This window comes from Thalassospira lucentensis (assembly GCF_050516545.1).
Taxonomy (GTDB): Bacteria; Pseudomonadota; Alphaproteobacteria; order Rhodospirillales; family Thalassospiraceae; genus Thalassospira; species Thalassospira lucentensis_C.
Map to the genome: position 1 here is coordinate 2,942,202 of NZ_CP191544.1, position 23,716 is coordinate 2,965,917.

Here is a 23,716-nt window from a genome sequence, read left to right on the forward strand (position 1 = left end):
CCCTTATCAGTTCGACGTGCTTACATGCCGTCTTCGAAAGTAACCGTCACAACGCGGTTGCCCTGTTCGGCAACACCGTCATCTGTTGCGACCGGAACGTTTGCTTCGCCGCTGATGCTGATTGCAAGACGGCTTGCCGGAACACCACCGTCACGCAATGCTTTAACCACTGCATCAACACGCGATTTCGCCAGAATGTCATTATACATCGCATCGCCCGCACGGTCTGCATAGGCAACCAGGCTGATCATGGCTGGCTCGTATTTGCCATATGCTTCGACAATACCATCAACAACCGACATTGCTTTGCCGTCAACGGCAGCACTATCAAAGCCGAAATAGACATTCATCGGAACCGGCATTGCCATCGGCATTGCTTTTGGCATTTCGTTGGTTTCAAGTTCAGCCTGAACGATTGCCAGTGCCTGATAGAAGGCCGAACGGCAATTATCGATGTCTTCCTGCTGAATGTTTTCTTCAAGTTCCTGCAACCAGCAATCGAAGCTCGACTGGGCACGCGCAGCAGCAGAAGCGGCCTTGTCCCGTCCACCGGCATCAAGTGCGGCCATCAGATCGCTACGGGCAATTTCAACTTCGCTGGTGGTGCCTTCTGGCAGGGTACGCTCGGAAATCATCTGCGGGCCAGTATCCTGGCTCATCGCAGCCATTTTCGACCTGCTGGTAAAGTAACGCGCATCGGTCCAATCGGCTTCATCATATTCAGCCTGGGCCAAATTGGCGTAATTCTGATGAAGGGCCGCATCAAAAGCCGAACCTTCGTCGGCCATGTCACGTACCCCGGGAATGTTCATATTTGCGCACGCGCTCAAAAAGGCGGCGGCGGAAACAACGGCAAGCAGTTTAGCTTTCATCGGTTTTACTCCTTGTCAGACCGAATATCAGGATCCCAATCCCATAAATTTCATGATGGATATGCTGATATCTGTTTGCCGATATCTTGCCATATCCATCTGACAGGTCATTTGCGCCTGTCCATCTTCCATGCCGTTCTTACAGTCAATCTGATCCATCAGACATGACCCCGAATTTTGACCATGGATAAACACCACAATCCAAACACCCCAAGACAACATGGTTCAAGGATATACTTAACCCTATCCACAGATATATAGAAGTCAAATTCATGAAAAAAAGCAGTGGGATAGAGAAAATTCATAATCCCCTCACATCCGGCTACCTGCGCGCGCACCCTTGACCAGGGGTTTACGAGCATCCCGCAAACCCGCGCAAATGGATAAATCCCTTCAAAGACCAAAATGGCCTGATGAGGCATCCCTCATCAGGCCAAAGCTTATCGGTCACTCAAGAACCTGCGCGATAGATCAGTCCGAAGACCCACCAAACAGGCCTTTCACGGCACCACCAAGTGCATCCGCGCCATCTTTCAGCTTCGTACCGCCGGCACCACCAACGGCACCAACCGCACCGGCGACACCTTTGCCTAGATCACCAACGCCCTGCATCAAGCCATCAACATTCAGGGTCGAAACAGCCTTGAAGACAGATGCGTTGATTGCGGTCAGAATTTCACCCGCAACTTCGGCCGGTGTTGCGCCACCTTCTTCTTTGCCAACATCCTGAAGATGGATTTCAGGCAAGCTTGCCGAAAGTTTTTTGCCCTGCAGGAAGCCTGCAGAAACACCAACATCGCCGTTCCGGACATAGACATTATCAATGATGATTTTGGTCCCCGACGCTGCGTCTTCGGATTCCGCACTATCGCCGCCTTCCGCACCACCGGCCCCTGTCGGGCCGGACACACGCTGCACAAAGCTTTCAACATTACGCTGAATGGTTGCGATATTTGACGACCCATTACCCAGTTCATAGGTAACACTTGGCGCATCAACGATAACTTCGATAATCCGGATGGTATCACTGGTCAGGGTCGATCCATCAAGCCGGACCGAGATATTCCCCAACGAAAAAGCATAGTCGGTATTAAACCCGTCAGGGTTACCAACCACCAGACCAGTAATGCTTGCTGTATCTTGCGTTGTGTCGATTGTAACACCTTCGACTGTGACATCAGCCAATGTCACGCGTGTGCCCGCTTCTTCAATCGTGCTTTTAACGATATTGTCCAGATTGACATAAACGTACACAAGGCCACCGACGACCAACACAATGATCGCAGCCAAACCAATCAGTATCTTTTTCATTGCCCGTATCCTGCATAATTTTCCACTGAAACAGTGCGACATTCACAACATGGGCACATATTCGGCAGTCTTCAACCAAAAGATTTGCGCTGATCGGTCGGATAATCAAGTTCTTTTCCATGACAAAACAGCGGACTAGGTTTCCCGGGCCCGCTGTTTTTAACATCATTCAAAGACCATCAGATCAAAGATTAAACTCAACCACCACTGGTGCGTGGTCAGATGGCTTTTCCCAATCACGGGCAAGATCATAGACAGATGCAGTGCGCACTGTGCCCGCCATATTCGGCGTCATCCAGACATGATCCAACCGGCGGCCCTTGTTGCTTGCACGCCAGTCACGCGAACGGTAGCTCCACCAGCTAAACAGTTTTTCCGGTTCCGGGACAACTTCGCGGACCGCATCGATGAAATCACCGGTCTGACGGAATTTTTCCAGAATTTCGATCTCAATCGCGGTGTGGCTTACAACCCGCAGAAGCTTTTTATGCGACCAAACATCATTTTCCGACGGGGCAATATTGAAATCCCCCACCAGAACCGCTTTGCGATCCGGCTCACTGGCGCGACGGTCCGTCCACCAACTTGTCATTTCATCAAGGAAGGACAGCTTATGGGCAAATTTCTCATTGATCGCCGGATCGGGTTCATCCCCGCCTGCCGGGATATAGAAATTGTGCAATTCAACACCGTTTTCAAACTTTGCCATGCAATGACGGCGATCGTCCTTGCCACAGAAATTTTTGATATCGGTTTCAACAAACGGCAGGCGCGAAATAATCGCCACCCCGTTATAGCTTTTCATACCGTGATTGTGGCGATGAACATAGCCTGCCGCTTCGAACGCTTTGTGGGGGAAATGTTCATCCGGGCATTTCAGTTCCTGCAGGCACAGCGCATCTGGCTGCTGTTCGTCAAGAAATTTGACGACCTGCTCGATACGCAGACGGACGGAATTGATATTCCAACTTACGATTTTCAAAACGGGCTCCGTTTCAATTTTTTTCGGGGGTGGGCTCCTGACCCGCGATCCCGTGAATTTTCAGCAAACAGTCGAGTTATTTCAATGTCACCGACAGGTCTGCGACATCGGCAATCACGACATCCATCCGGTCACCGCGCACCACCTGACCAACACCTTCTGGCGTGCCGGTAAACAAAAGATCACCGGGTTTCAGTTCAATCAGGGTTGAAAGATGCACCAAGGCATCGACAATCGGCCAGATCATCTTGGCGGTTGTGTCGTCCTGACGGACCGTCCCGTTGACCGACAATTTCAGATTGGTCGCATGCGGATTACCGGCATCTGATTTCGGTTTGATTGCCGAAATGGCGGCACAGCCATCAAAAGACTTGGCCATATCCCATGGAAGGCGGCGCTCTTTTAGGTCTGCCTGAACATCACGGCGCGTCATATCAAGACCCGCGGCATAGCCAAAGATCGCATCTTCGACCGCATCCCGATCAAGATCCTTGCCACCTTTGGACAAGGCAACAACCAATTCACCTTCGTAATGCAGATCGTCGGTGGCAGACGGGTATGGCAAATCCCCATTACCAACGACAAGGCAGTTGGTCGGTTTCATGAAGACACATGGCGGTGTATCGGATGGGTCCGATCCCATTTCACGCACATGATCGGCATAGTTTTTACCGATGCAAAAAATGCGGTTAACCGGAAAAAGCTGATCGGAATCTTGGACCGGAACGGTCGTTACGTCGGCAGGCTGGAAAATCATGCCCATGGTGGCCCCCTGTGTCAGGAATTGTTGGCATTACTGATAGCCAAGCCACACGCAAAAGGAAATGCCGAAAGCTGTTTATCCCTGATCTACTGTCAGGAACTGTCAGGAACTGTCAGGAACTGTCAGGATCACGGTTATCAGATCCCAGCCAGTTAAGGATCCTGTCTTTGAAACCGGCTTTTGCATCTTCGATCTGTCTGGCATCCCAGAAAGCCGGAACAGTCATCGTCAGCAGCTTTGCTTCGCCCTCTGAGGTGATATGAAGATGATAGCGCTGACGGGGTTTGATCAAAATGCAACTGTCCTCGCAGGCAAGACTGTCGCCATCTGCATCACAGATTTCGACGCTGCCTGACAGAACAAAAATCAATTCTTCAGCATTCAGATTTTGCACCCCGGACACCACACATGGTCCTTCTAGCAACACTTCGCGCGTACTCAGGGACGATGCGATGCCATGAAAAGGCACATTGTCGAAATCAGTTAAAACTGGTTGCACATTTCCGCGATGGAACATGGACGGGCCTTCCCAAGTCGCAACAGTGGTTTGTTCGCCGGGAAAATGCCCGTAACGGGTTTCCTGCACCATCCGCATTTGGGGAGTATGAAACAAAAAAAGGGTGACACCGCTGGTATCACCCTTTTGGAATTTGTCGGGACGGCTGTATTAGAGCAGCCCTTCAATCACCCGGTCTGGTGGTGTATGCCCATCGACAAAGGTTTTTATATTGATCAGGACCTTCTCGCCCATATCAACGCGCCCCTCAATCGTCGCCGATCCCATATGCGGCAACAAAACCGCATTTTGAAGATCAAGCAATTTCGGGTTCACCGCCGGTTCATGTTCAAACACATCCAACCCCGCACCGGCAATCTCGCCATTAGCCAACATGCGGGTCAGTGCAGGTTCGTCAACGATTTCACCCCGCGCTGTATTGACCAGGATCGCATGCGGCTGCATCAGCTTCAGACGACGTGCGGACAATAGATGATAGGTCGCCGGGGTATGCGGGCAATTGACCGACACCACATCGACATGCGCGAGCATTTGATCAAGACTTTCCCAATAGGTTGCATCAAGCTCTGCTTCGGCTTCCGGATGCACACGGCGGCGGTTATGGTAATGCACAGACAACCCAAAACCTTTGGCGCGACGCGCCAACGCACTGCCAATACGTCCCATACCAACAATACCAAGACGCTTGCCCCAGATACGGTGCCCCAACATCAAAGTCGGGCCCCATCCGCCCCAATCGCCTTTGCGAATAACCCGTTCGCCTTCGGCCAGACGGCGCGATACTGACAAGATCAGCGCCATGGTCATGTCGGCTGTATCTTCTGTCAAAACATCGGGCGTGTTGGTCACGGTAATGCCGCGTGATCGGGCTGTTTGAAGATCGACATGGTCAACCCCCGTCCCGAAATTGGCAATCAAACGCAAGTTCGGCCCCGCATGGGCAAGCACAGCCGCATCGATCCTGTCCGTCACTGTCGGCACAAGAACATCGGCCTCTTTGACCGCATTGATAAGGTCCGCCTTGCTCATTGGCGCATCATCGATATTCAGACGCGCGTCAAACAATTCCATCATGCGGGTTTCGATCGCTTCCGGCAGTTTCCGGGTTACGACGACAAGTGGTTTTTTCTTGGTCATCTGCCGATCCTATGCGGTCTTTTAACTCTTTTCTGACAAAATGAGGCATGTTGCACTTTTGTGCCCTGCCGCATCGCAGTGATGCCATGCAAAAAGGTACAAAAGCAAGGATTTTGACACCATTTTTGTAATTTTATTACGCGATGACGTATTGTTGCCAAGCTTTGACAGGCAGAATAAACGAGGGAATACCAACAAGATGCCGCGAATTTTTCGCACTTTTCTGTATCGCTTGATGGCTTTGGCAATTCTTGGCAGCCTGACCACGCCTATTGTCGCCAGCGCGCAAGAATCCGGCCTGCCGATTCCGCGTTTTGTCGCACTGCGGTCAGATAAAGTCTTTTTGCGCTCTGGCCCCGGGCTTCGTTATCCCAAGGTTTGGATATATCACCGTCGCAACATGCCCATGGAAGTGGTTTCGGAATTTGATACCTGGCGCAAGGTTCGCGATTGGGAAGGCAGCGAAGGCTGGGTTCATCAAAGTCTTCTGGTGGGATCGCGGCACGTGATCGTCACCGATGAAAGTATTCTGCTCTATTCCGCCGCTGATGAAAACGCCCGTAAGATCGCCATGGTATCGGCCAGTGTGATCGGCAGTATTGAAGATTGCCCGGTAAACCTGAACTGGTGCCAACTGCGATTTGGTGATTTTGAAGGATGGGCGCCGCGTCATGGTTTCTGGGGAATTTATGACGGCGAAAATGTCGAAGGATAATTCGCAAAAACCACGCTCATATCCCTAACCACTGCAAAACCAGCCGAAAGAGAGTTAGGCGTCAACCGAGACGCTTCTGGTTTGACGTTCAGGGGCACTACTGCCGCCACCTGGCGTCCCGTTCCCACCGCGATCATATCCACCAAAGGCCGGAGTATTAAACGGCTGGCTGGTGGTTTCCCGCCCGGAAGACGTGCCAAAGAAGTCCTGAGCAAACTCATCCCCGTCCTCGGCATTCGGATCATAGACCGGCGTATCGTTCGGTTCAGGAACCGGATCAGGTCGCGGTTCCGGCAGGCTAAAGCCACCCACCGTTACCGTCTGACTTGCCAACTGCGATGAAATCCCACCCAAATAAGCCTGAAGGTTTTCCGAAATGCGATCCTGAGACGCCTGGTTCGCGGATGGTTCTGCTGCGGCTAACTGCGCCTGTAATATATTGTCACTGGCAACTTGCGAGACACGATGTTGATCTTGTGCTGTCGCGACACTGACAAGGTCAGCCGAAATAGAAATTTCGCGATCACGAAGGGATTCTTGGGCTTCATCAACCAAGGCCCGCGCATTTACAACGCCCGCATCATCCGAAAGATCAATCGATGACAATCCGCTCGCCAAATCCTCGGATGAGGATGCAAACAGCTCGGCATCAACCCGGTTTTCCGAAGATGTTCCAGACCCGACTTGCAACGTGATGGTCTGATCTTCGGCAAGAAGGTTCGTGCTTTCATAGCTGCTATTGGCCGAAATATCGTCGATCACGGTCAGGTAATCTTCGATCTGGGCATTCAGCTGTGCACGTTGCTGACGGGAAAGGGTGCTGCTTTCCTCTGCGATTTGAACCAGCGCATCGATCTCGTCAAGCGCATCACCGATCCGCGACAAATCATCGGATGCCTGCGTTAAAAGATCACTGGCATCGCCAAGCGATCCACGCAGTTGTGTTGTCGTGTAATTGGCATTGCGATGCGTATCGCTATTACGGTCTGAACTGCTGGTATTGGCGGAGAACGGGTTCTCATCAGGCACAATCAACCTGTTCTGCGGTGCAATCGCACGCGCAGTGTTGGTGTAGATTGTAAGCTGACTACCCAGTGGGTCCATTGCTTTTCCGCACAAACAAGCCGGCAAGGCAACTACATGCTGCACAGACAAAGGGATTGATATTGTTCAAAACCCTTATCCGTCTGACCATCCTGGTGTCCGGCGGAAATACCAACCGATAGTATAATGTATCAAAGTTAAAATATTAAGCGCTAATACACAATCGGGGCGCGATATCACGTAAATGTGCCCAATCGGGGCGTCAATCCGATGACGTGCCGCCCAAATTTGCCAAAAACCCCATGCGAATCGGGCAAGATTTAATCTTGGGCGCGGCGCAATACGGCAAACAATTCAAGATGCGAAGACCATAAGAACTGATCGACAGGCACAACCTTTTCAATCTTGTATCCGCCATTCCGCAGCACGCGGATATCGCGGGTAAAGGTCGCCGGGTTGCACGACACGGCCAAAATCCATTCCGGCCCGGTTGCCGCCAATGCCTCGCACTGGGCCAAGGCCCCGGCACGTGGGGGATCAAACAACACAAGATCAAAATGCGTCAATTCATCCCCGGTCAGGGGCTGTCGGAACAGATCACGTTTAACCACCTTGATCGGGCTTCCCGATTGACCTGCGGCATATTGCAGGCGTTCGACCGCGCGCGGATCGCTTTCAACAGCGGTCACCGTCCGGCGTTTGCCCGAAAGTGCCAGTGCAAAGGTAAAGCTTCCGATACCACAAAACAGATCGGCAACCTGTTTTGGCGCAATATCAGCAAGGGCCGATTTCACCGCCGATACAAGTGCATGCTCACCTTCCTGGGTTGCCTGCAAAAACCCACCCGGTGCAACCGGCACATCAATGGATTCGAATTTCACAAGCGGGATATGGCGGGCGGCAACTGGTTCTTCCGGGCGATCACCAACTTTCCAGCTTAACCGGGCAATATTTTGCGCATCGACAAAGACGGCCAGTTCCTGACGCATATCCAGATCCGGCTCGTTACTGGCCTCGATCAGGATATCAAGGCCGTTATCGGCCAGTGTCACAAACACTTCCTTGATATGCCGGGCATCATCGACCGGGCAGGATTTCAGGAATCCGACAAATGCTTCGCGGAAGGTCATCAATTCCGGGCGCAGAACGGCACAATCAGGCACATTCAAAACCGTAGGACTGAACCGCCCATGAAACCCGACATAGACGCCGGTTTCACCAACATGGACCGAGAATCCTGCGCGACGGCGGCTGGCCGGCGGGGAAACTTCGACCTCTGCGACCAGTTCTTCCGCCTCGTCGGCGGACAGTCCCGTGCGCTGCACGGCGACCTTGGCCTTATCGCGTTTCCAGATACGATATGCCCCGTCATCCATATGCTGTAATGCACAGCCACCACATTCCTTGAAATGCGAACAACGCGGCGAATTATAGGCCGCTGTACGTGAAATTTCTTCGACGACTTCCGCGCCATAGCCATCACCGCGCTTTTGGCGCAAGGCAACACGCACATCATCTCCGGGCAGCACGCAATCGACATAAACCAGAACGGACTTGCCATCCGGGGATTGGACATGCGCAATACCATCGCCGCGCGCACCAATCTGTTCGATTGTTACGGGTGCTTCAAAACCAATCAGCGGGTCACGTCGGGATGGTTGACGCTTGCGTCCCCCACGTGCACGGGGATTGCGGGGATGATGTTTCATAAACTCTCTCTCGGGGGTGATCTTCGTCACAATTTTTCAGGCAACTTAGCCTAGTTGCAAGATATTCGCCTCAGATACACCAGTTAAGACATTCCGAACAGGGGCGAACAACGATTTATATCCCGACCGCACCTCTTAAATGCAGCCCAATCACCGCGTCACTGCGCCATACTAGGAAAATTAATCCGCAATTGAACGCGACCAACCCCTTAAAGTCGTGTAAGAATAACACCATAAAAGACATTAGAATTCTTTGTCATCTGCGTGACATGTCATCATTTGTACGACATCATAAATTGATCTGGTGCGAAACGGTGATAATGCGACCAAAGCATTTTGCCAATGCATGACGGACGGGACCTGCCTGTTGGGTCACTTAGTGGGGGAGATATGGAAGAAGAGAACCAACAAGCAGAAGAGAACACAACCGTTCAGACGTCCCGCTTGAAAAAGCGGGCATTGATGGCTGGTTTTCTGACCGCTCTTTTCTTTGCCTCTGTTACATACTTTGTCTGGCAAATGGTTGAAAACAATCGCCGCACCATCCAGCTGTCCGCAGCGGGAATCACCGCTGAAGCGGTTGCCCAGCAGGTCAAACAGATTGTTTCAAGCAATCTCGCTGTCCTTGAAAGCTTTGCCGACAATTGGCAAGACGGCGCCCCGGAAAATGAACGCGAATATCTTTCAATTGCCACCCCGCTGCAAAGCCGGTTCCCGGCCCTGCAGGCAATCAACTGGATTTCGCCAAACTACATCATTTTATATGTCGCCCCGATCAAGGGGAATGTTCCGGCCATGGGGGCAGATTTAAAGCGCCACCCGGTTGCGGGACCTGTCCTTGATATCGCGCTGGATCAACGCCGCACGCAAATCACCCCGACACTTGAATTGCTGCAGGGCGGGCGTGGATTTGCAGCCTATAGTCCCGTTCTTGGCCGCGATGGTGATATCATTGGCGTGATCAACGGGGCATTTCGTATTCGCGCGATGCTCGCGGCGGTTATCAATAGCGAACATATTGCAGATTACACCGTTCGTGTCCGTGAAGGTGATACTGTCCTGTTTGAAATTCGCGGCGAAGGCGATGCGCAGGAATTACAACAGACGGTCTCGGTCGAGATTGTCGGGCGCCAATGGCAGGTTGACGTCATTGCAGACCCGAAACTGGCAATCCAACACACTATAAACCCTGAATTGGTATTGCTGTTTGGGGCGATTGCCACGGTCCTGTTTACCATTCTGATCTTTATGCTGACCAATCGGCAGCGAACATCTGCACGCCGCTCGCTTCATCACATCAATGCCGGCGACGACATCAATGATCTGGCATTGTCGATCACGAAGCTTGATGGCCATTTGAAATCCATGTCGCCCGAAACGGCAGAATTCTTTGATCTGCGCGAAGAAGATTATGGATTTATCCGGTTCTATAATCTGGCCCCTGAATTCCAGTCGGACGGAACTGCATCCCGCAGATCGCAAGAAAAGATGTTGCTTGCGATCAATCGCGGTGACGAAGAACTCCGCCGTGAATGGATTGTCCGCAGTGCCGAGGGCGTTCATGTCGTGTGCAATCTGTCGATGAAACCATCGACGATCAATCCCGATTGCGTCGATATCACACTTCATCACAACCCGGCGGCCAACGCATCCGTGAACCGCCTGCGCTATCTGGCAACCCATGATCCGCTGACCGGGCTTCCCAACCATGCCCTGTTTGAAGACCGTCTAAATCAGGCCGTTGCCCACGCAAAGCGGTATGAAAAACTGCTGTCGGTCCTTGTCGTCGACATCGACAATTTCCGGGCGATCAATGACCGATTTGGCGCAGATGTCGGCGATGAAACCCTGCGCACCATTTCCGGTCGCCTGCGTGCGACGGTCCGCGAAAAAGATACCTGTGCGCGTTTCTCGGGCGATATGTTTGCAATCATCGCAACGGATCTGTCTGAGGCCGAAGGTGCTGCCTTGGTCGCCGAACGCGTGGTCGAGGCAATGTCCCAACCCATCCAGACCACCACCAACGAAGAAATTCGCCTTCATGTCAGTGTCGGGGTCGCCCTTTATCCCAATGATGCGCGCGCCCCGTCACAACTGTTGGCCAACGCCGATGCCGCCATGTATCGCGCACAGAAATCGGCAGAATCGTCGTATTGCTTCTTTGTCGAGACGATGAACAACGTGATGCATGCGCGCCTGTCGATGGAAACCCAGTTGCGCCGCGCTGTGGATGAAAAACGCTTCGTTCTGGAATATCAGCCGCGCTACCGGACATCTGACCGGGCGCTTACCGGATTTGAAGCCCTGCTGCGCTGGATTGATGACAGTGGCAAACGGCGTCTTCCGCCTGACTTCATTGCCGTTGCGGATCGTACGGGCCTTCTCTCCCCGCTTGGTCACTGGATCATTGAAACTGTCTGCATACAATTGGCCGAATGGCGACATCAGGGCTATGTTCAGGTTCCGATTGCCCTGAACGTTTCAAGCCGACAATTCATTCAGGCTGATCTGATCAAAAACATCATTGATCTGACCGCTGAATATGAAATCGATCCAACCATGATCGAGATCGAAGTATCTGAAGACATTGCCATGCGCGAACCTGAACGCGCCCTCGGACAATTCTACCGCTTTGCCGAAGCCGGCATTGGTCTGACACTTGACCACTTTGCGGCTGGCAACACGTCGCTACGCTATTTGAAACGTTTCCCGGTTCAACGCATCAAGCTGTCAAAATCGCTGTTTAACGTCGCCCTTGATGAGCAACCTGAAAACAGCATCCTGCAACCTGCCATCCGACTGTGTAAAAGCCTGAACCGCAAAGTTGTGGCCGTCGGCGTTGAAACCGAAGAACAACTGGCCGCCCTTCAGGCTGCTGATTGCGATGAGATGCAAGGCTTTCTTCTGTCCCATCCACGCGATGCGGTTGACACGTTTGAACTCCTCCTTCGCCAAAGCACAGCCGACCGCAAAACAGAATCTAAAAATCCGGCACAGGATGAAGATTCCGGTTGATGCGATTGCCGCGAAAGACCCAATAGAAAAAGCCCCGCCCAATTTATGGTGCGGGGCTTTTTAATGCCACCTGATGATGCGCAGTCTGGCTTCGCGACCACGATCAAAGTCCCCTTGAAAAACGTGTTCCAATCGCTGTTACAGCAAAAGAATTGCCGCCAATCCAAGGAATGCAAAGAAACCGACAACGTCGGTAATCGTGGTTAGAAAGACCGATGACGAAACGGCCGGATCGATCCCTGCCCGTTCAAGCCCAAGCGGGATCAACGCCCCGAAAAGCCCGGCAAACAGCAGGTTGATCACCATGGCGATCCCGATCACAACGCCCAGCATCGGATCATCAAACCAGAACCACGTGACCCCGCCTGCCAACACCGCAAACGCGACACCGTTCAGGCCACAGACGGCAACTTCCTTACGGACAACACGCAATGCGTTGGTGCTGGTCAATTCGCGGGTTGCAATCGCGCGCACGGCAACGGTCAGGGTCTGGGTTCCGGCATTGCCGCCCATCGATGCGACAATCGGCATCAAAACAGCCAAGGCAACCAGTTGCTCAATCGTGCCTGAAAACAGACCGATCACAAGGGATGCCATTATCGCTGTGCCGAGATTAACCAACAACCATGTAAACCGTGATCGGGTCGTATCAAGGATTGCGCTTGATAGGTCATCTTCCTCACCGACACCGGCAAGACGCATCATGTCTTCTTCATATTCTTCATCGATAACGTCAACGACATCATCGACCGTGATCACACCGACCAGACGACCACTGTCATCAACAACCGGTGCTGAAATCAAATCGCGCTGACGGAAAATATGGGCGACATTTTCCTGTTCTTCGGTCACAACGACCGTGCGCATTTCATCTGATTCCATCACATCACGCACCAGAACCGGGCGGTTGGTGCGGATCACACGTGACAGGGGCACAATGCCGACCGGGCTATAGCGTGGATCAACGACAATGATGTCATAGAAATCATCCGGCAAACTTTTTGCCGAACGCAGGAAATCAATGGTTTGACCAACCGACCAGTAATCCGGGATCGCCACCAGCTCGCGCTGCATGATACGACCGGCGGTATATTCCGGGTATGACAGGGCTTCTTCAACCCGGGCACGCTCGATATCGGAAAGCGCGCCCAGAAGTTCGCGCTGCTCGTCCTTGTCAAAATCTTCGATGACTTCGACGACATCATCGGAATCAAGTTCTGCGATGGCTTCGGCCACCACATTGGTGCCAAGAAGCCCGATGACCTCTTCGCGCAGGTCATCATCAAGTTCGGTCAGAAATTCCGGGTCAAAGTCAGGACGGATAAGTTCAACAAGGTGCTGACGCTGATTGGGACTTGCCCAGCCAAGCAAATCGGCAATATCGGCAAAGTGCAATTCCGACAGAAGTTCGGAGGCCGTCGTTCCTTCGCCACCGCCAAGCGCGTCAAAAATTTCGCGGGCATATTCAGGCGTAAGATCAACATATTCATCGCCGGTGGATGTTTCCGCCGGACGGTCGAGTTCTTCGACTTGACCTGTCATATGCCCCTCCCTGAATGATATGCTGCTTATACGTTCCGTATCAGATTAATTTGCCGCAATAAAACGCCGTGCCGGGAAGTTGAGGATCAATTTCCCGGCACGGCTGTTTCTGCGCTATCGCATGCCCTTGGTCAAGGGTGCGATAACAGATCGTGTTTACTGGTCTTCCTGACTGCGCGTAACGGCATCAACAACGGCCATTGCCGTCATGTTGACGATGCCACGAACAGTAATGGATGGGCTAACCACGTGGGCTGACTTTGCAGCTCCGACCAGAATAGGACCAACCGGCAAACCATCCCCTAGCATCTTGACCAGATTGTAAGAGATGTTGGCTGCGTCAAGGGTCGGCATGACCAAAAGATTTGCCGAACCGCTCAGCATCGAATGCGGGAAGATACGATCGCGGATTGGTTGCGAAATTGCCGCGTCCGCATGCATTTCACCTTCAACCTCAAGATCAGGTGCTTGCGTTCTGATCAGTTGAAGTGCATCGCGCATTTTGCAGGCCGATTTGTTTTCGTGACTGCCAAAATTCGAATGCGAAATCAAAGCAGCCTTTGGCGTAATCCCAAACCGCTTGACCACGTCTGCGGCCATGATGGTCGTCTCGGCCACATGCTCTGGTGTCGGATCAACCGACACATAAGTATCGGTCAGGAAGAACGTCCCCTGCTTCATGATCATCATATTGACGGTCGAGAAGTCGCTGACACCTTTGCGCAGGCCCACAAGGTTCCGAACATAGCGCAGATGACGCAGGAAACCGCCCTGACAGCCACACAGCATCGCATCAACTTCACCACGGCGTAGCATCAAGGCTGCGATCACGGTCGGACGGGTGCGCACGATGGATCGGGCATATTCCGGGTTAATCCCACGACGGCCCATGATGTTATGGAAATCCTGCCAATCCTGTTCGAAATGCGGATTGTCATCGGGGTCGTGAATTTCGACATGCTCGTCTGGTATAATACGCAGGCTAAGCTCCGCAATCCGTTCAAGGATTACTTCACGACGCCCAATCAGGACCGGATGGCAAATGCCGTCATCAACAAGCACCTGACAGGCCTGAAGAACACGACGCGATTCGCCTTCTGGATAAACCACACGCTTTTTGTGCGCACGTGCCATATCAAAGACCGGCTTCATCACAAGCCCTGAGCGGAAGACAAAGCCTTCCAACTGCTGACGATACGCTTCAAAGTCCTCAATCGGGCGTTTTGCAACACCGCTATCCATTGCGGCCTTGGCCACACGGGGCGGGATTTCAAGCATCAATCGCGGATCAAACGGTTTCGGAATCAAATATTCCGGCCCGAATTTAAGCTCCTCTCCGCCATAGGCAGTCGCAACTACGTCAGAAACTTCCGCCGTTGCCAGATCGGCAATTGCCTTCACGGCCGCGATTTTCATTTCCTCGTTAATCTCGGTCGCACCAACATCAAGTGCCCCGCGGAACAGGAACGGGAAACACAGAACGTTATTGACCTGATTGGGATAATCCGTCCGTCCGGTTGCCATAACCGCATCCGGGCGGATTTCCTTGACCAGTTCCGGCGAAACTTCCGGGGTCGGATTTGCCAACGCCATAATGATCGGGCCTTCGCCCATCTTGCGAAGCTCTTCCTCGCCCATCACGTTTGGTGCGGAAAGACCCAGGAAAATATCAGCCCCTTCGATCACATCACTTAGGGTGCGCGCGTTGGTTTCAATGGCATATCCGTCTTTCCACGGATCCATTTCTTCCTTGCGGCCCTTATAGACCACACCAAAACGATCCGTGACCGTGATGTTGTGTTTGGGCAGCCCCATGGACACCAAAAGGTTCAAACATGCCAATGCCGCCGCACCGGCACCCGATGTCACAAGGCGGACCTTGTTGATATCTTTGCCGGTAACGCGCAAACCGTTCAGGACCGCAGCGGCAACGCAAATGGCTGTGCCATGCTGGTCATCATGGAAAATCGGGATGTTGCAGCGTTCGCGCAAAGCCTTCTCGATGATGAAGCATTCCGGCGCCTTAATGTCTTCTAGGTTAACACCCCCAAAAGTCGGCTCCAGCGCGGCAACAATATCAATAAATTTCTGCGGGTCGGTTTCATCAACTTCAAGATCGAAAACGTCAATATTGGCGAATTTCTTAAACAGAACCGCCTTGCCTTCCATCACCGGCTTGGACGCCAGCGGGCCAATCGGGCCAAGGCCAAGAACAGCCGTACCGTTGGAAATCACACCAACCAAGTTGGCACGCGCGGTATAATCTGCTGCGGTTTCTGGGTTTTTGACGATTTCTTCGCATGCAAATGCAACGCCCGGCGAATAGGCCAGTGCAAGATCACGCTGGTTGGCAAGGGTCGTGGTTGCCGTTACCGCCAATTTCCCCGGGGTGGGATACCGGTGATAGTCCAAAGCTGCTTCGCGCAGCTTGTCATTTCTATTTGCCATCATAATACCTTTAATTTCAGGTATTTACATTAATTAACCACAAATCGGTTAAATCCTGATAATTCATTCTAGCGGGAGCCCCAGACTAAAGGAGTTTGCCCCGCGATTGAAGCACTCAGTGTAACTCTCTGTCAAAGGGCTGCATTGCATAATTTTCAACGCGGCACCGCACAATAAATCAATCAGTTGTACCGCAACTGCGCTGTCGCCCACATACCGGCGAAAAGCCGTGCGTGACCCATTGTAAGGCATATATGGGGAAGGACCTAAACCGAAAAAACCGGTTACCCGACACTTATTGAAATTCGGCCATTGCAACATATTCGCCATGGTGCAAACGCGGCTGGCTGCCGGATCGCAGATAACGCTTTTTGAAGTCCTCTGTCGCGTCAATCGAATGCAAAACACATCCCTGTTTTTCGAGAAATGCGCCCAGGCGCGGCGCCTCTATCGACCATTTGATCGGCTCGCCAATCAGTTTGAGATACAGGAACAATGCAAGCCGTGTGTTGTTGTGCGGGCTTTCTCGCGGCTCAAGTGCTGTAAAAAGAAACTTGGTGCCCGCCCCACTAAGATTACGTATGGACTGAAACATATGCGCTATCTCGTCCTCCGTCAGGTACATGGTCACCCCCTCACTGATGAAAAGGGTCGGACGGCTGCCATCGAACGCCGCAAAACCGTGTAATCGGTCTTCGATGTTCTGGTGGGTAAAATCGACACTTAGATAAGATAAATTTGCCTGATCAGCCTGAACATCAGCAGCCTGATCAAATGCACTTTCCTTGAACTTCTGGGTATCGGGATGGTCGATTTCAATGAAATTCACAACAGGAAACTCGCACGACAACCGATATGCAAGGCTGTCAAACCCCGCGCCAAGGCTGATCACCTGCGTCACCCCGCCGGCAATTGCTTCACGTGTTTTTTCTTCGATGCATCGCTTGCGCAAAATATAATGCAGGGTAATTCCCGGCAGGAAGATGAACTCGCGAATACCGGTTTTGATCCTGATCGCAGGTTTGTCCAGCTCTGCCAGCCGTTTCCGGCCTTCATCGGATGCCAGTAGAACCTGTTCCCCCAGACGATACATTTCATCGGACACCAGATAGCGGTGCTCGGTGCATTTCGCGATATAGATGAGCCCCTGCAAAACCGTATAGGCTGTCGAGCTTGCGGTGTTTTCCTTCAAGATTCCCTGCCTTCAAAAAAGGTGATCTGGTATCTGGAATATTCCAGCTTGTTTTCGTCGTGAAGCTTTTGAAGAAAACGCTCGGCCTCCTCCAACGAGGCGTGCGACATATCGGCAAATTCCTGCACCGTCATTTTGGACCGCAAGAGATCGGGGTTATGAACATCCTCGACCGCAGTTTTGCGCAGCCTTTCGACGAAATAGCGCAAACGCTCCTCCAAGGAGGCATAGGCGTAGATCATGCTCAGGTTGTTTGCGTCCCGAAGTCGGCCCGACAGAACCTGCATCAGAGCTTTCAGGTGCGATGGGTCCTCATAGCTTTTTTCCCAGAACACATCGCGACTAATCACAATCAGTTCGGTATTACGGCTCGCAACAGCCGTTGCTGATCGTTCGGAACTGTCAATCAACGAAAGCTCGCCGAACATGTCGCCCGGTCCCAGTCTCGCCAGATAGAGCGTTTTGTCCGAAGCTTCATGGAAGCAGCTGATATCAATACCACCCTTGGTGATCAGATAGGCTTCGTCACCTGGTTCACCCTGACAAAAAACTTTGTTTCCCTTGTCAACCAGATACCAGGTAAAGCACCCACTGAACTGTTCCAGAAGGTCTTTTTTCTCGCGGAACATGCCAAAGGCCCAGCGATACATCGGCGCCATCGGCGTTGCAAAGGGCGATATATTGACGCCAAGTTCCCCCATGGGCACGGGTTGGGACAACCGCTCCCACCCCAACCGTTCATAGATACCCGCTGTCTCATCGTTTACTGTCGCAACGATATGGGTCACCCCCAACATGTGTCCGATATCAACCGCCATCCGCAGAAGTCCCGCAAATACATTGCGACGATTGCGCCATTCCGCTGCAATCGCAAGCATCCCTGCACTGGCAAAGACCGGTTGGTTTCGACCGGCCTCTTGTTCCTCTGCGGCAACGCGTTCTCGGTAAGGTGTGAAGTCAAAGGTGTGATCTGATGGCAGCTTCAGCGCGGTATCCAGATTGACCCGGATCGTCGCGATTGGCACATCATCGCTATAGGCGATTATGTTGGCGACCGACGGTATGGCGTCGAACACATCGACGATTGCATCATCATATTTTTCGGCAAACCGCCCCAGCTCCGAATAGACCTGATAACGCAACCGGTAAACATCGTTCAGCTCTTGTTCGGTTTGGGCAAGTTTTATTCTGATAGACATCGCAACGCTTTCACGCCCCTATCCCGATAGGCCTTATCGTGAGCAATCGCAAATGGCTATGACGACACCAATTGAATGGGCATGGGACTTTTTTATATCGGCCTGCACACTAAGACGTGGCCGAGAATAGACATAACCGCAGGTTATTCCATCAAAATTTGTACTTTTTGCTCTGCTCGATGCAAATACATCCCAGAATCAAAAAAGCCCCCTCTTAAAAAGAGGAGGCGTTTTTGGTGCGGTCGAGAAGACTCGAACTTCCACGGGGGTTAGCCCACAGCGACCTCAACGCTGCGCGTCTACCAATTCCGCCACGACCGCATATTGTCTGCAGCAAAGCCCTTGAGGTGTAGAAGTGGGCTTGCCTTGGCGCGGAAAGGGAGATAGCAAATTGGTATGCCGTGATCAAGGGCTCATTTCACTTAATTTCATTTATTTGTCAGGAAATATGCATTCCATCGCCCCTACCGTGCAAATCCCAGAGTGGCGCACCACCTCCGAGTTGGTTCCTTATCCCGAGGCACTGACTGAAATGGAAGCTCGTGCGGAGGCCATTCATGCTGGCGAAGCCAGTGAACTCGTTTGGTTTCTTGAACATCCGCCGCTTTATACCGCAGGCACCAGCGCACACGAAGAAGACCTCGTCGATCCAGATCGCTTTCCCGTCTATGACGCCGGACGCGGCGGCCAATATACCTATCACGGCCCGGGCCAGAGGACGGTTTACCTGATGCTTGACCTAAAGAATCGGGGTCGTGACGTCCGCGTCTATGTTCATAACCTTGAAGAATGGGTGATTCGCACCCTCGCCCTTTTGGGTGTCAAAGGTGAACGTCGCGATGGCCGGGTCGGCATTTGGGTCGTGCGCGACAATGGTCGCGAAGACAAAATTGCCGCCATTGGCGTTCGTGTCCGTCGCTGGGTTACATTTCATGGCATTGCCATCAATCTTGCGCCTGATCTGTCGCATTTTGGTGGAATCGTGCCGTGCGGCATTGCCGAACACGGCGTGACCAGTCTTGCCGACCTTGGAGTCGATATTCCTATGGCAGAACTTGATCGCCTGTTAAAACAGACCTTTAGTGAAATATTTCCCGGATCTGATGAATGAGTGACCAATCGCAACCGGCCAACGCCCCCCCGGCCAGAAGCAACAGCAAGGGCCATGAAATGCCTGAAAGCGTTGCGGATGGCGGGATGGCTGATGCCGAGCGCGACATTCTTGCAGAACTTGAAAAGGCACTGGGCGAGCATGTTTCTCTGTTGCTGCGCTGGAACCGGAAACTCGTCTTACCATATGCGTCGGCACCGGAAGACACCGACGACGACGATCATGATTGCGATTTTGGCGCCTGGTATGAGCTTAATCGCCATAACCGCCTGATTGATCAGCCCGCCATGCACGCATTGGCCGCCACACATAAACAACTTCACGATTCGGCAAAGCGGCTTTTGACCGCCCAAGAAGTTGATGGCGACATCGATTCGGCAGAATTCGACATGATGTCACTGCGTGCTGAATCATTCTTTGCCCAATTGCGCCGCCTCGAACGCGCCTTCCGCACCGCGCGGTCCGATGTTGATCCGTTAACCGGTACCTATAATCGCCAGACGATGCTGAGTGATCTTAATTCCGAACGCGAACGCGCCATCCGAACCAATGTCCCGACCGCCATCGCACTGGTCGATCTTGATCACTTTAAGGCGGTTAACGACACCTATGGCCACCAATCGGGTGATGTTGTCTTGCAATCGATTGCCGGGATCCTCCAGTCCCATGTGCGTCCGTTCGACAAGGTGTACCGATATGGCGGTGAAGAATTCCTGATATGCCTGCCCAATGCCGATATGAAGCAATGTGCACGTGTTCTAGAACGTCTAAGACGTGTGATTGAAGCATCCCCGGCAAGCTTGACCGACGGCACCATCCTTCCTGTGACCGCCTCCATCGGGGCAGCACCGATGACCAAAACGCGCAGCGTCGAACAAATCATCGAAAAGGCTGACAAGGCACTTTATGCCGCCAAGGAAGGCGGGCGAAACCGGGTGCGAGTATGGCGCAATCCCGACGGCAAACCGCCGCCCCAAAAACAGAAGCAAGATACATAGACATCCGACGACCTGTGCCTGAACCCGATGCGGTGTCGAAAAAGTGATGCGCAGCCCGGATGGTTTTAAGCCCCACACAGCAGGACCGATTTGTCCGCCTTTTCAATTTACTAGACTGAAAATGTGGCCTCGTTCACTGATATGAACAAAAAATTCTTATAAACTGCAATCTTGTCTTCACAAGTTGGCAACATATCTGCAAACTATAATAATAAAAGGCAGCGGGGCTTTAGCCCATGAGAGAGAATGACTGCCGACTTGGGAGGGAATTCGGTTCTTACTTGAACGGAGGCCCTTGAATGTCCAGTTCTATGGATTTTGCACCTGGCGATCCCGCCTTGATGCTGACGGTGCTGCGCAGCGCAGATGCCAACCTTGATCGCAGCTTGTTGCTGACCCGTGTTTTATCCCTTTTTTGCACAGACGATGATGGCAACCAGATTGCCATCGAAGACAATGCCGACCTGCAGCGGCGTATCGACAGCGCCATTTCCCATCTCAAAATGGCGGGCTTGATCCAGTCATCCCCGATGGACGAACTTTCTATCACATCCCTTGGCAGGGCAATGATGCTGGCCTATCCGTTGGGCATTGATGATGGCGTGTTGTGTTCACTTCCGGCTTTCCGCAACAGCATTTATGAAACCAACGCACCTGTTGTGCATGAACGCCATTTGCCAAATCCGGCTTATGGTACGGGTTTCTCGGCCGGGTTGGGGGAACATCGTCTGACCGAAAATCCTTACCCGTCCGATTCACGCGATCACGAAGACTGGTTGATGGGATGGGATGAGGCCCTTGATCAAAGCAAGCGCGAAGCGGAAACGCTTGTAAACTAGGCAACACATCCTTGAATGCGATGTGATGTGATGTAAAGACGACTTGTGACCGGCACCTGTTTTGAATTCTTGCCAACAAGGTGCTGTGATTTGAATTCCCGGCTTTGATGCCGGTAGCGCCGTACAACATTGATTGAAACGGCCACATTCCTGCCCGTGTGATTTGCAGTGCTGGCATCAGGCCTCTGACACTGCGCTCCTGACACGGGTGATGGCTCCCTGCCCCCTGACGACAAATACCATTGAATACGGGTCCATACGGTTGCTGACGCATCTTTGGCGCTATCTGCAGCACCCGTACGCATGCCAAACCTCAAACAAGCCCCACAGCGATCTGGCGTACATCAACGCCCGCCTCAGAACCGGCGTATGCGACCGCAATGTCATATATAGAGGGAAAGAAATAACGGCCCGATCGGGTGACCAATGGGCACGATCCACAAGGAACCGACAGACTGCTAAGGCTTCTCCGGACCGTCAGAAGAGAACATCACAACGACGTTGCTCTCGTCCTTGTCCGATTTCGCCGGACCTTTTGATTTTGGCTCGGCCTTTGGCGTCTCCGGCGGGATTTCTGCAGAACGCGTTTCCGCGTCATCGGTTGATCTCTGATGCCCTTCAAGCCGCTTTTCAGCCTGCTTGCGCTCGGCATCAACAAGTGTGCGCTCATGACGGGTCCGACCGTGTAGAGCACGGTTCTGGTCGGCCTTCTTGGCCTTTTGATCGCGCTGCTTGTTTTTGCGTACCTGTCGCAAATTCACCAGATCGCCCATGACACTCTTCTTGTTCTCATCTCATCCGACCCGGACGCGGATCGCATGTTTTATTTGGCGCAATATCCGCAAAAAACAAGCAGGCCAAAAAAACAAGCGGGCGCTTCGATTACTCGAAGCACCCGCCATAGCCGTTCATAATATCCGTTTTGTCTGATCAGACTTAGCGCACGAAGACGTGCACCTCGTTGGCCGAGACAGATGCGCTGGTCGCATCAGAAGCACGAACACGCGTGCTTGGCATGCCCATATCGGTCAAGGACCGAAGAACTGCCTGCGCGTTGCGCTTGGATTTATTGGAATTCAGAGCAACCTGCGCCGGGGTGCCACGATTGGGCGTCACCGCAACCACATCGAAGCTTGCCTGCGGGCGACGTTCCAGAACACGGTTTACCGCGTTATACAACGCCTGCTCGTATTTCACGCTGGCCGTATCAAACCGGATCACCACAAGCGGGCGATCACTGGCTGCTGCCATACGCGGGCTGTTTGCGGCCGGATCGGCCTGCGACTGGAAAACACGCTTGGAAAGCGAATCGCCAAAGATTTCACCGTTTTTCACAGCCAGAGCCAGCGCATTAAGATTTGCGCGTTCCGTGCTGACATACGATGTCTGACGGGCAAGACCTTCGCTGATCTCGTTCAGAAGACGATCAATCAGAACCGTTGTGCGGTTCGTTTCGTCTTCAAGAAGAGCCAACTGGCGATGATCTTCGTCAACGGCACCGGAAACCTGATAGGCGGAACGGACCGACTCAAGCAAGAAGGTCGAAAGCGTGCTATCAGCAGCTACTTTGTTCGCCAGCGAGTTCAGTGCGGCAATGTCATCATTCACACGGTCAAGTTCAGACTGTGCTGTGTTCCACTGCTGCACCAGAACCGGGTTACCCGGCGTTGTGCCAACCTGCAAACGTGCGCTGATCGCTGCCACAGTGCCGTGATAGGCCTGCGAGTGCGATACTGTCTGTCCGCGAAGCTGTTGCAGCTCGTTGTTATGCTCATTGAGAGCCGTCTTAAGACGGTTCAATTCCTGCTGCATGTTCTCAACCTTGGAACCAACAAAGGTTCCGGTCTGAGACACACCGGTCAGTGGCTGCGAATGTGCTGCAACCTGATAACTGGTGGTGGTGTCGGCACCAACAGGCTCTGATGAGACCATATTTTGTTCGGTCGTTTCATCGCCAGCAAGCGTCGGCCAAAGGGCCTCAGAAGAAAAAGAACATCCCCCCAGCATCAGGGCGGTGCCGATTACGGCAAGGTAGGTTTTACGAACGGCCATTTCGATCTATTACCTAAGTAGAAATATGCGAATCTCCCTGGGCCTGCTTTTTTATGTGGTGAAACAAGCCCCTGTTCCCCCGGGATTGAATGCATCTTAGTCTACGACCACTTATGGAACAAGACGCATTTGCCCTTTTTTGCCGAGTCTTGCCCATAAGTCTGACAAACCGGACAAAGCCGGGCAAAACAAGAGGCTAGCGGCGCCAAAAACCGCGCATTACGAAAAAATGCCGGATTTTCAAATTTACTACTTGCAATGACCTGCTCG

19 protein-coding genes and 1 tRNA gene are annotated in these 23,716 nt (G+C 52.5%); 5 read left to right on the plus strand and 15 right to left on the minus strand.

Features of this window, described 5'->3' with window-relative positions; genetic code table 11:
* Positions 1 to 20 precede the first annotated feature (20 nt).
* From ACQ0MK_RS13505 to ACQ0MK_RS13530, 6 genes are all read right to left on the minus strand, one after another.
* Positions 21 to 872 carry an OmpA family protein gene (locus ACQ0MK_RS13505; protein WP_430473060.1) on the minus strand — a complete coding sequence of 284 codons (852 nt, stop codon included), beginning with the start codon at positions 870 to 872 and terminating at the stop codon, positions 21 to 23.
* Positions 873 to 1,343: 471 nt separating this feature from the next.
* Entirely contained in the window at positions 1,344 to 2,183 is an 840-nt protein-coding gene (locus ACQ0MK_RS13510) for a hypothetical protein (protein WP_430473061.1), read from the minus strand.
* Positions 2,184 to 2,367: 184 nt separating this feature from the next.
* Positions 2,368 to 3,165 carry an exodeoxyribonuclease III gene (gene xth, locus ACQ0MK_RS13515; RefSeq protein WP_430473062.1) on the minus strand — a complete coding sequence of 266 codons (798 nt, stop codon included), beginning with the start codon at positions 3,163 to 3,165 and terminating at the stop codon, positions 2,368 to 2,370.
* Positions 3,166 to 3,241: 76 nt separating this feature from the next.
* Complete coding sequence (locus tag ACQ0MK_RS13520) at positions 3,242 to 3,928, minus strand: fumarylacetoacetate hydrolase family protein (RefSeq protein WP_430473063.1); 687 nt, start codon at positions 3,926 to 3,928, stop codon at positions 3,242 to 3,244.
* Between the two features lie 112 nt (positions 3,929 to 4,040).
* Positions 4,041 to 4,445 carry a hypothetical protein gene (locus ACQ0MK_RS13525; RefSeq protein ID WP_430473064.1) on the minus strand — a complete coding sequence of 135 codons (405 nt, stop codon included), beginning with the start codon at positions 4,443 to 4,445 and terminating at the stop codon, positions 4,041 to 4,043.
* Between the two features lie 150 nt (positions 4,446 to 4,595).
* Entirely contained in the window at positions 4,596 to 5,582 is a 987-nt protein-coding gene (locus tag ACQ0MK_RS13530; protein ID WP_430473065.1) for a 2-hydroxyacid dehydrogenase, read from the minus strand.
* A gap of 199 nt (positions 5,583 to 5,781) precedes the next feature.
* On the opposite strand from ACQ0MK_RS13530, the gene ACQ0MK_RS13535 reads away from it, so the two are divergent.
* The gene (locus ACQ0MK_RS13535; protein WP_430473066.1) at positions 5,782 to 6,297 is read left to right on the plus strand and encodes an SH3 domain-containing protein; all 516 of its coding nucleotides are present in this window, start codon (positions 5,782 to 5,784) and stop codon (positions 6,295 to 6,297) included.
* A 54-nt stretch (positions 6,298 to 6,351) separates the two neighbouring features.
* Here the strand turns inward: ACQ0MK_RS13535 and ACQ0MK_RS13540 are convergent, their stop codons facing one another.
* Together ACQ0MK_RS13540 and ACQ0MK_RS13545 are read right to left on the minus strand one after the other, a co-directional pair.
* A complete protein-coding gene (locus ACQ0MK_RS13540; RefSeq protein ID WP_430473067.1) occupies positions 6,352 to 7,401 on the minus strand; it encodes a hypothetical protein in 1,050 nt (349 codons plus the stop codon).
* Between the two features lie 260 nt (positions 7,402 to 7,661).
* Complete coding sequence (locus tag ACQ0MK_RS13545) at positions 7,662 to 9,050, minus strand: class I SAM-dependent RNA methyltransferase (protein WP_430473068.1); 1,389 nt, start codon at positions 9,048 to 9,050, stop codon at positions 7,662 to 7,664.
* Positions 9,051 to 9,440: 390 nt separating this feature from the next.
* Here ACQ0MK_RS13545 and ACQ0MK_RS13550 point away from each other — a divergent pair, with 390 nt between their 5' ends.
* Positions 9,441 to 12,065, plus strand: coding sequence for a bifunctional diguanylate cyclase/phosphodiesterase (locus tag ACQ0MK_RS13550; protein WP_430473069.1), 2,625 nt, complete (start codon positions 9,441 to 9,443; stop codon positions 12,063 to 12,065).
* A gap of 138 nt (positions 12,066 to 12,203) precedes the next feature.
* On the opposite strand, the gene mgtE is transcribed toward ACQ0MK_RS13550, so the two are convergent.
* The 5 genes from mgtE to ACQ0MK_RS13575 all read right to left on the minus strand — a co-directional run bounded on the left by mgtE (position 12,204) and on the right by ACQ0MK_RS13575 (position 18,767).
* Positions 12,204 to 13,607 (minus strand): magnesium transporter, encoded by a 1,404-nt coding sequence (gene mgtE, locus ACQ0MK_RS13555; RefSeq protein ID WP_430473070.1) that lies wholly within the window; start codon positions 13,605 to 13,607, stop codon positions 12,204 to 12,206.
* 156 nt (positions 13,608 to 13,763) lie between these two features.
* On the minus strand, positions 13,764 to 16,055 hold the full coding sequence (locus ACQ0MK_RS13560) for an NADP-dependent malic enzyme (RefSeq protein WP_430473071.1): 2,292 nt from the start codon (positions 16,053 to 16,055) through the stop codon (positions 13,764 to 13,766).
* 295 nt (positions 16,056 to 16,350) lie between these two features.
* Complete coding sequence (locus ACQ0MK_RS13565; RefSeq protein ID WP_430473072.1) at positions 16,351 to 17,247, minus strand: class I SAM-dependent methyltransferase; 897 nt, start codon at positions 17,245 to 17,247, stop codon at positions 16,351 to 16,353.
* Positions 17,244 to 18,446: an N-acyl amino acid synthase FeeM domain-containing protein gene (locus tag ACQ0MK_RS13570; protein WP_430473073.1), complete on the minus strand. Its 1,203-nt coding sequence runs from the start codon at positions 18,444 to 18,446 to the stop codon at positions 17,244 to 17,246. Before ACQ0MK_RS13570 ends, ACQ0MK_RS13565 begins: the two co-directional genes overlap by 4 nt.
* 234 nt (positions 18,447 to 18,680) lie before the next feature.
* Positions 18,681 to 18,767 (minus strand) — tRNA-Leu (locus ACQ0MK_RS13575).
* 127 nt (positions 18,768 to 18,894) lie between these two features.
* Between ACQ0MK_RS13575 and lipB the strand changes: the two genes are divergently transcribed.
* The 3 genes from lipB (at position 18,895) to ACQ0MK_RS13590 (ending at position 21,394) form a co-directional block, all read left to right on the plus strand.
* Positions 18,895 to 19,557, plus strand: coding sequence for a lipoyl(octanoyl) transferase LipB (lipB, locus tag ACQ0MK_RS13580; protein WP_430473074.1), 663 nt, complete (start codon positions 18,895 to 18,897; stop codon positions 19,555 to 19,557).
* Entirely contained in the window at positions 19,554 to 20,555 is a 1,002-nt protein-coding gene (locus ACQ0MK_RS13585; RefSeq protein WP_430473075.1) for a diguanylate cyclase, read from the plus strand. Before lipB ends, ACQ0MK_RS13585 begins: the two co-directional genes overlap by 4 nt.
* Before the next feature lie 299 nt (positions 20,556 to 20,854).
* Complete coding sequence (locus ACQ0MK_RS13590) at positions 20,855 to 21,394, plus strand: hypothetical protein (RefSeq protein WP_350048790.1); 540 nt, start codon at positions 20,855 to 20,857, stop codon at positions 21,392 to 21,394.
* A 458-nt stretch (positions 21,395 to 21,852) separates the two neighbouring features.
* On the opposite strand, the gene ACQ0MK_RS13595 is transcribed toward ACQ0MK_RS13590, so the two are convergent.
* A complete protein-coding gene (locus tag ACQ0MK_RS13595; protein WP_430473076.1) occupies positions 21,853 to 22,167 on the minus strand; it encodes a DUF4169 family protein in 315 nt (104 codons plus the stop codon).
* Between the two features lie 163 nt (positions 22,168 to 22,330).
* The gene (locus ACQ0MK_RS13600; protein ID WP_430473077.1) at positions 22,331 to 23,446 is read right to left on the minus strand and encodes a hypothetical protein; all 1,116 of its coding nucleotides are present in this window, start codon (positions 23,444 to 23,446) and stop codon (positions 22,331 to 22,333) included.
* Positions 23,447 to 23,716 lie beyond the last annotated feature (270 nt).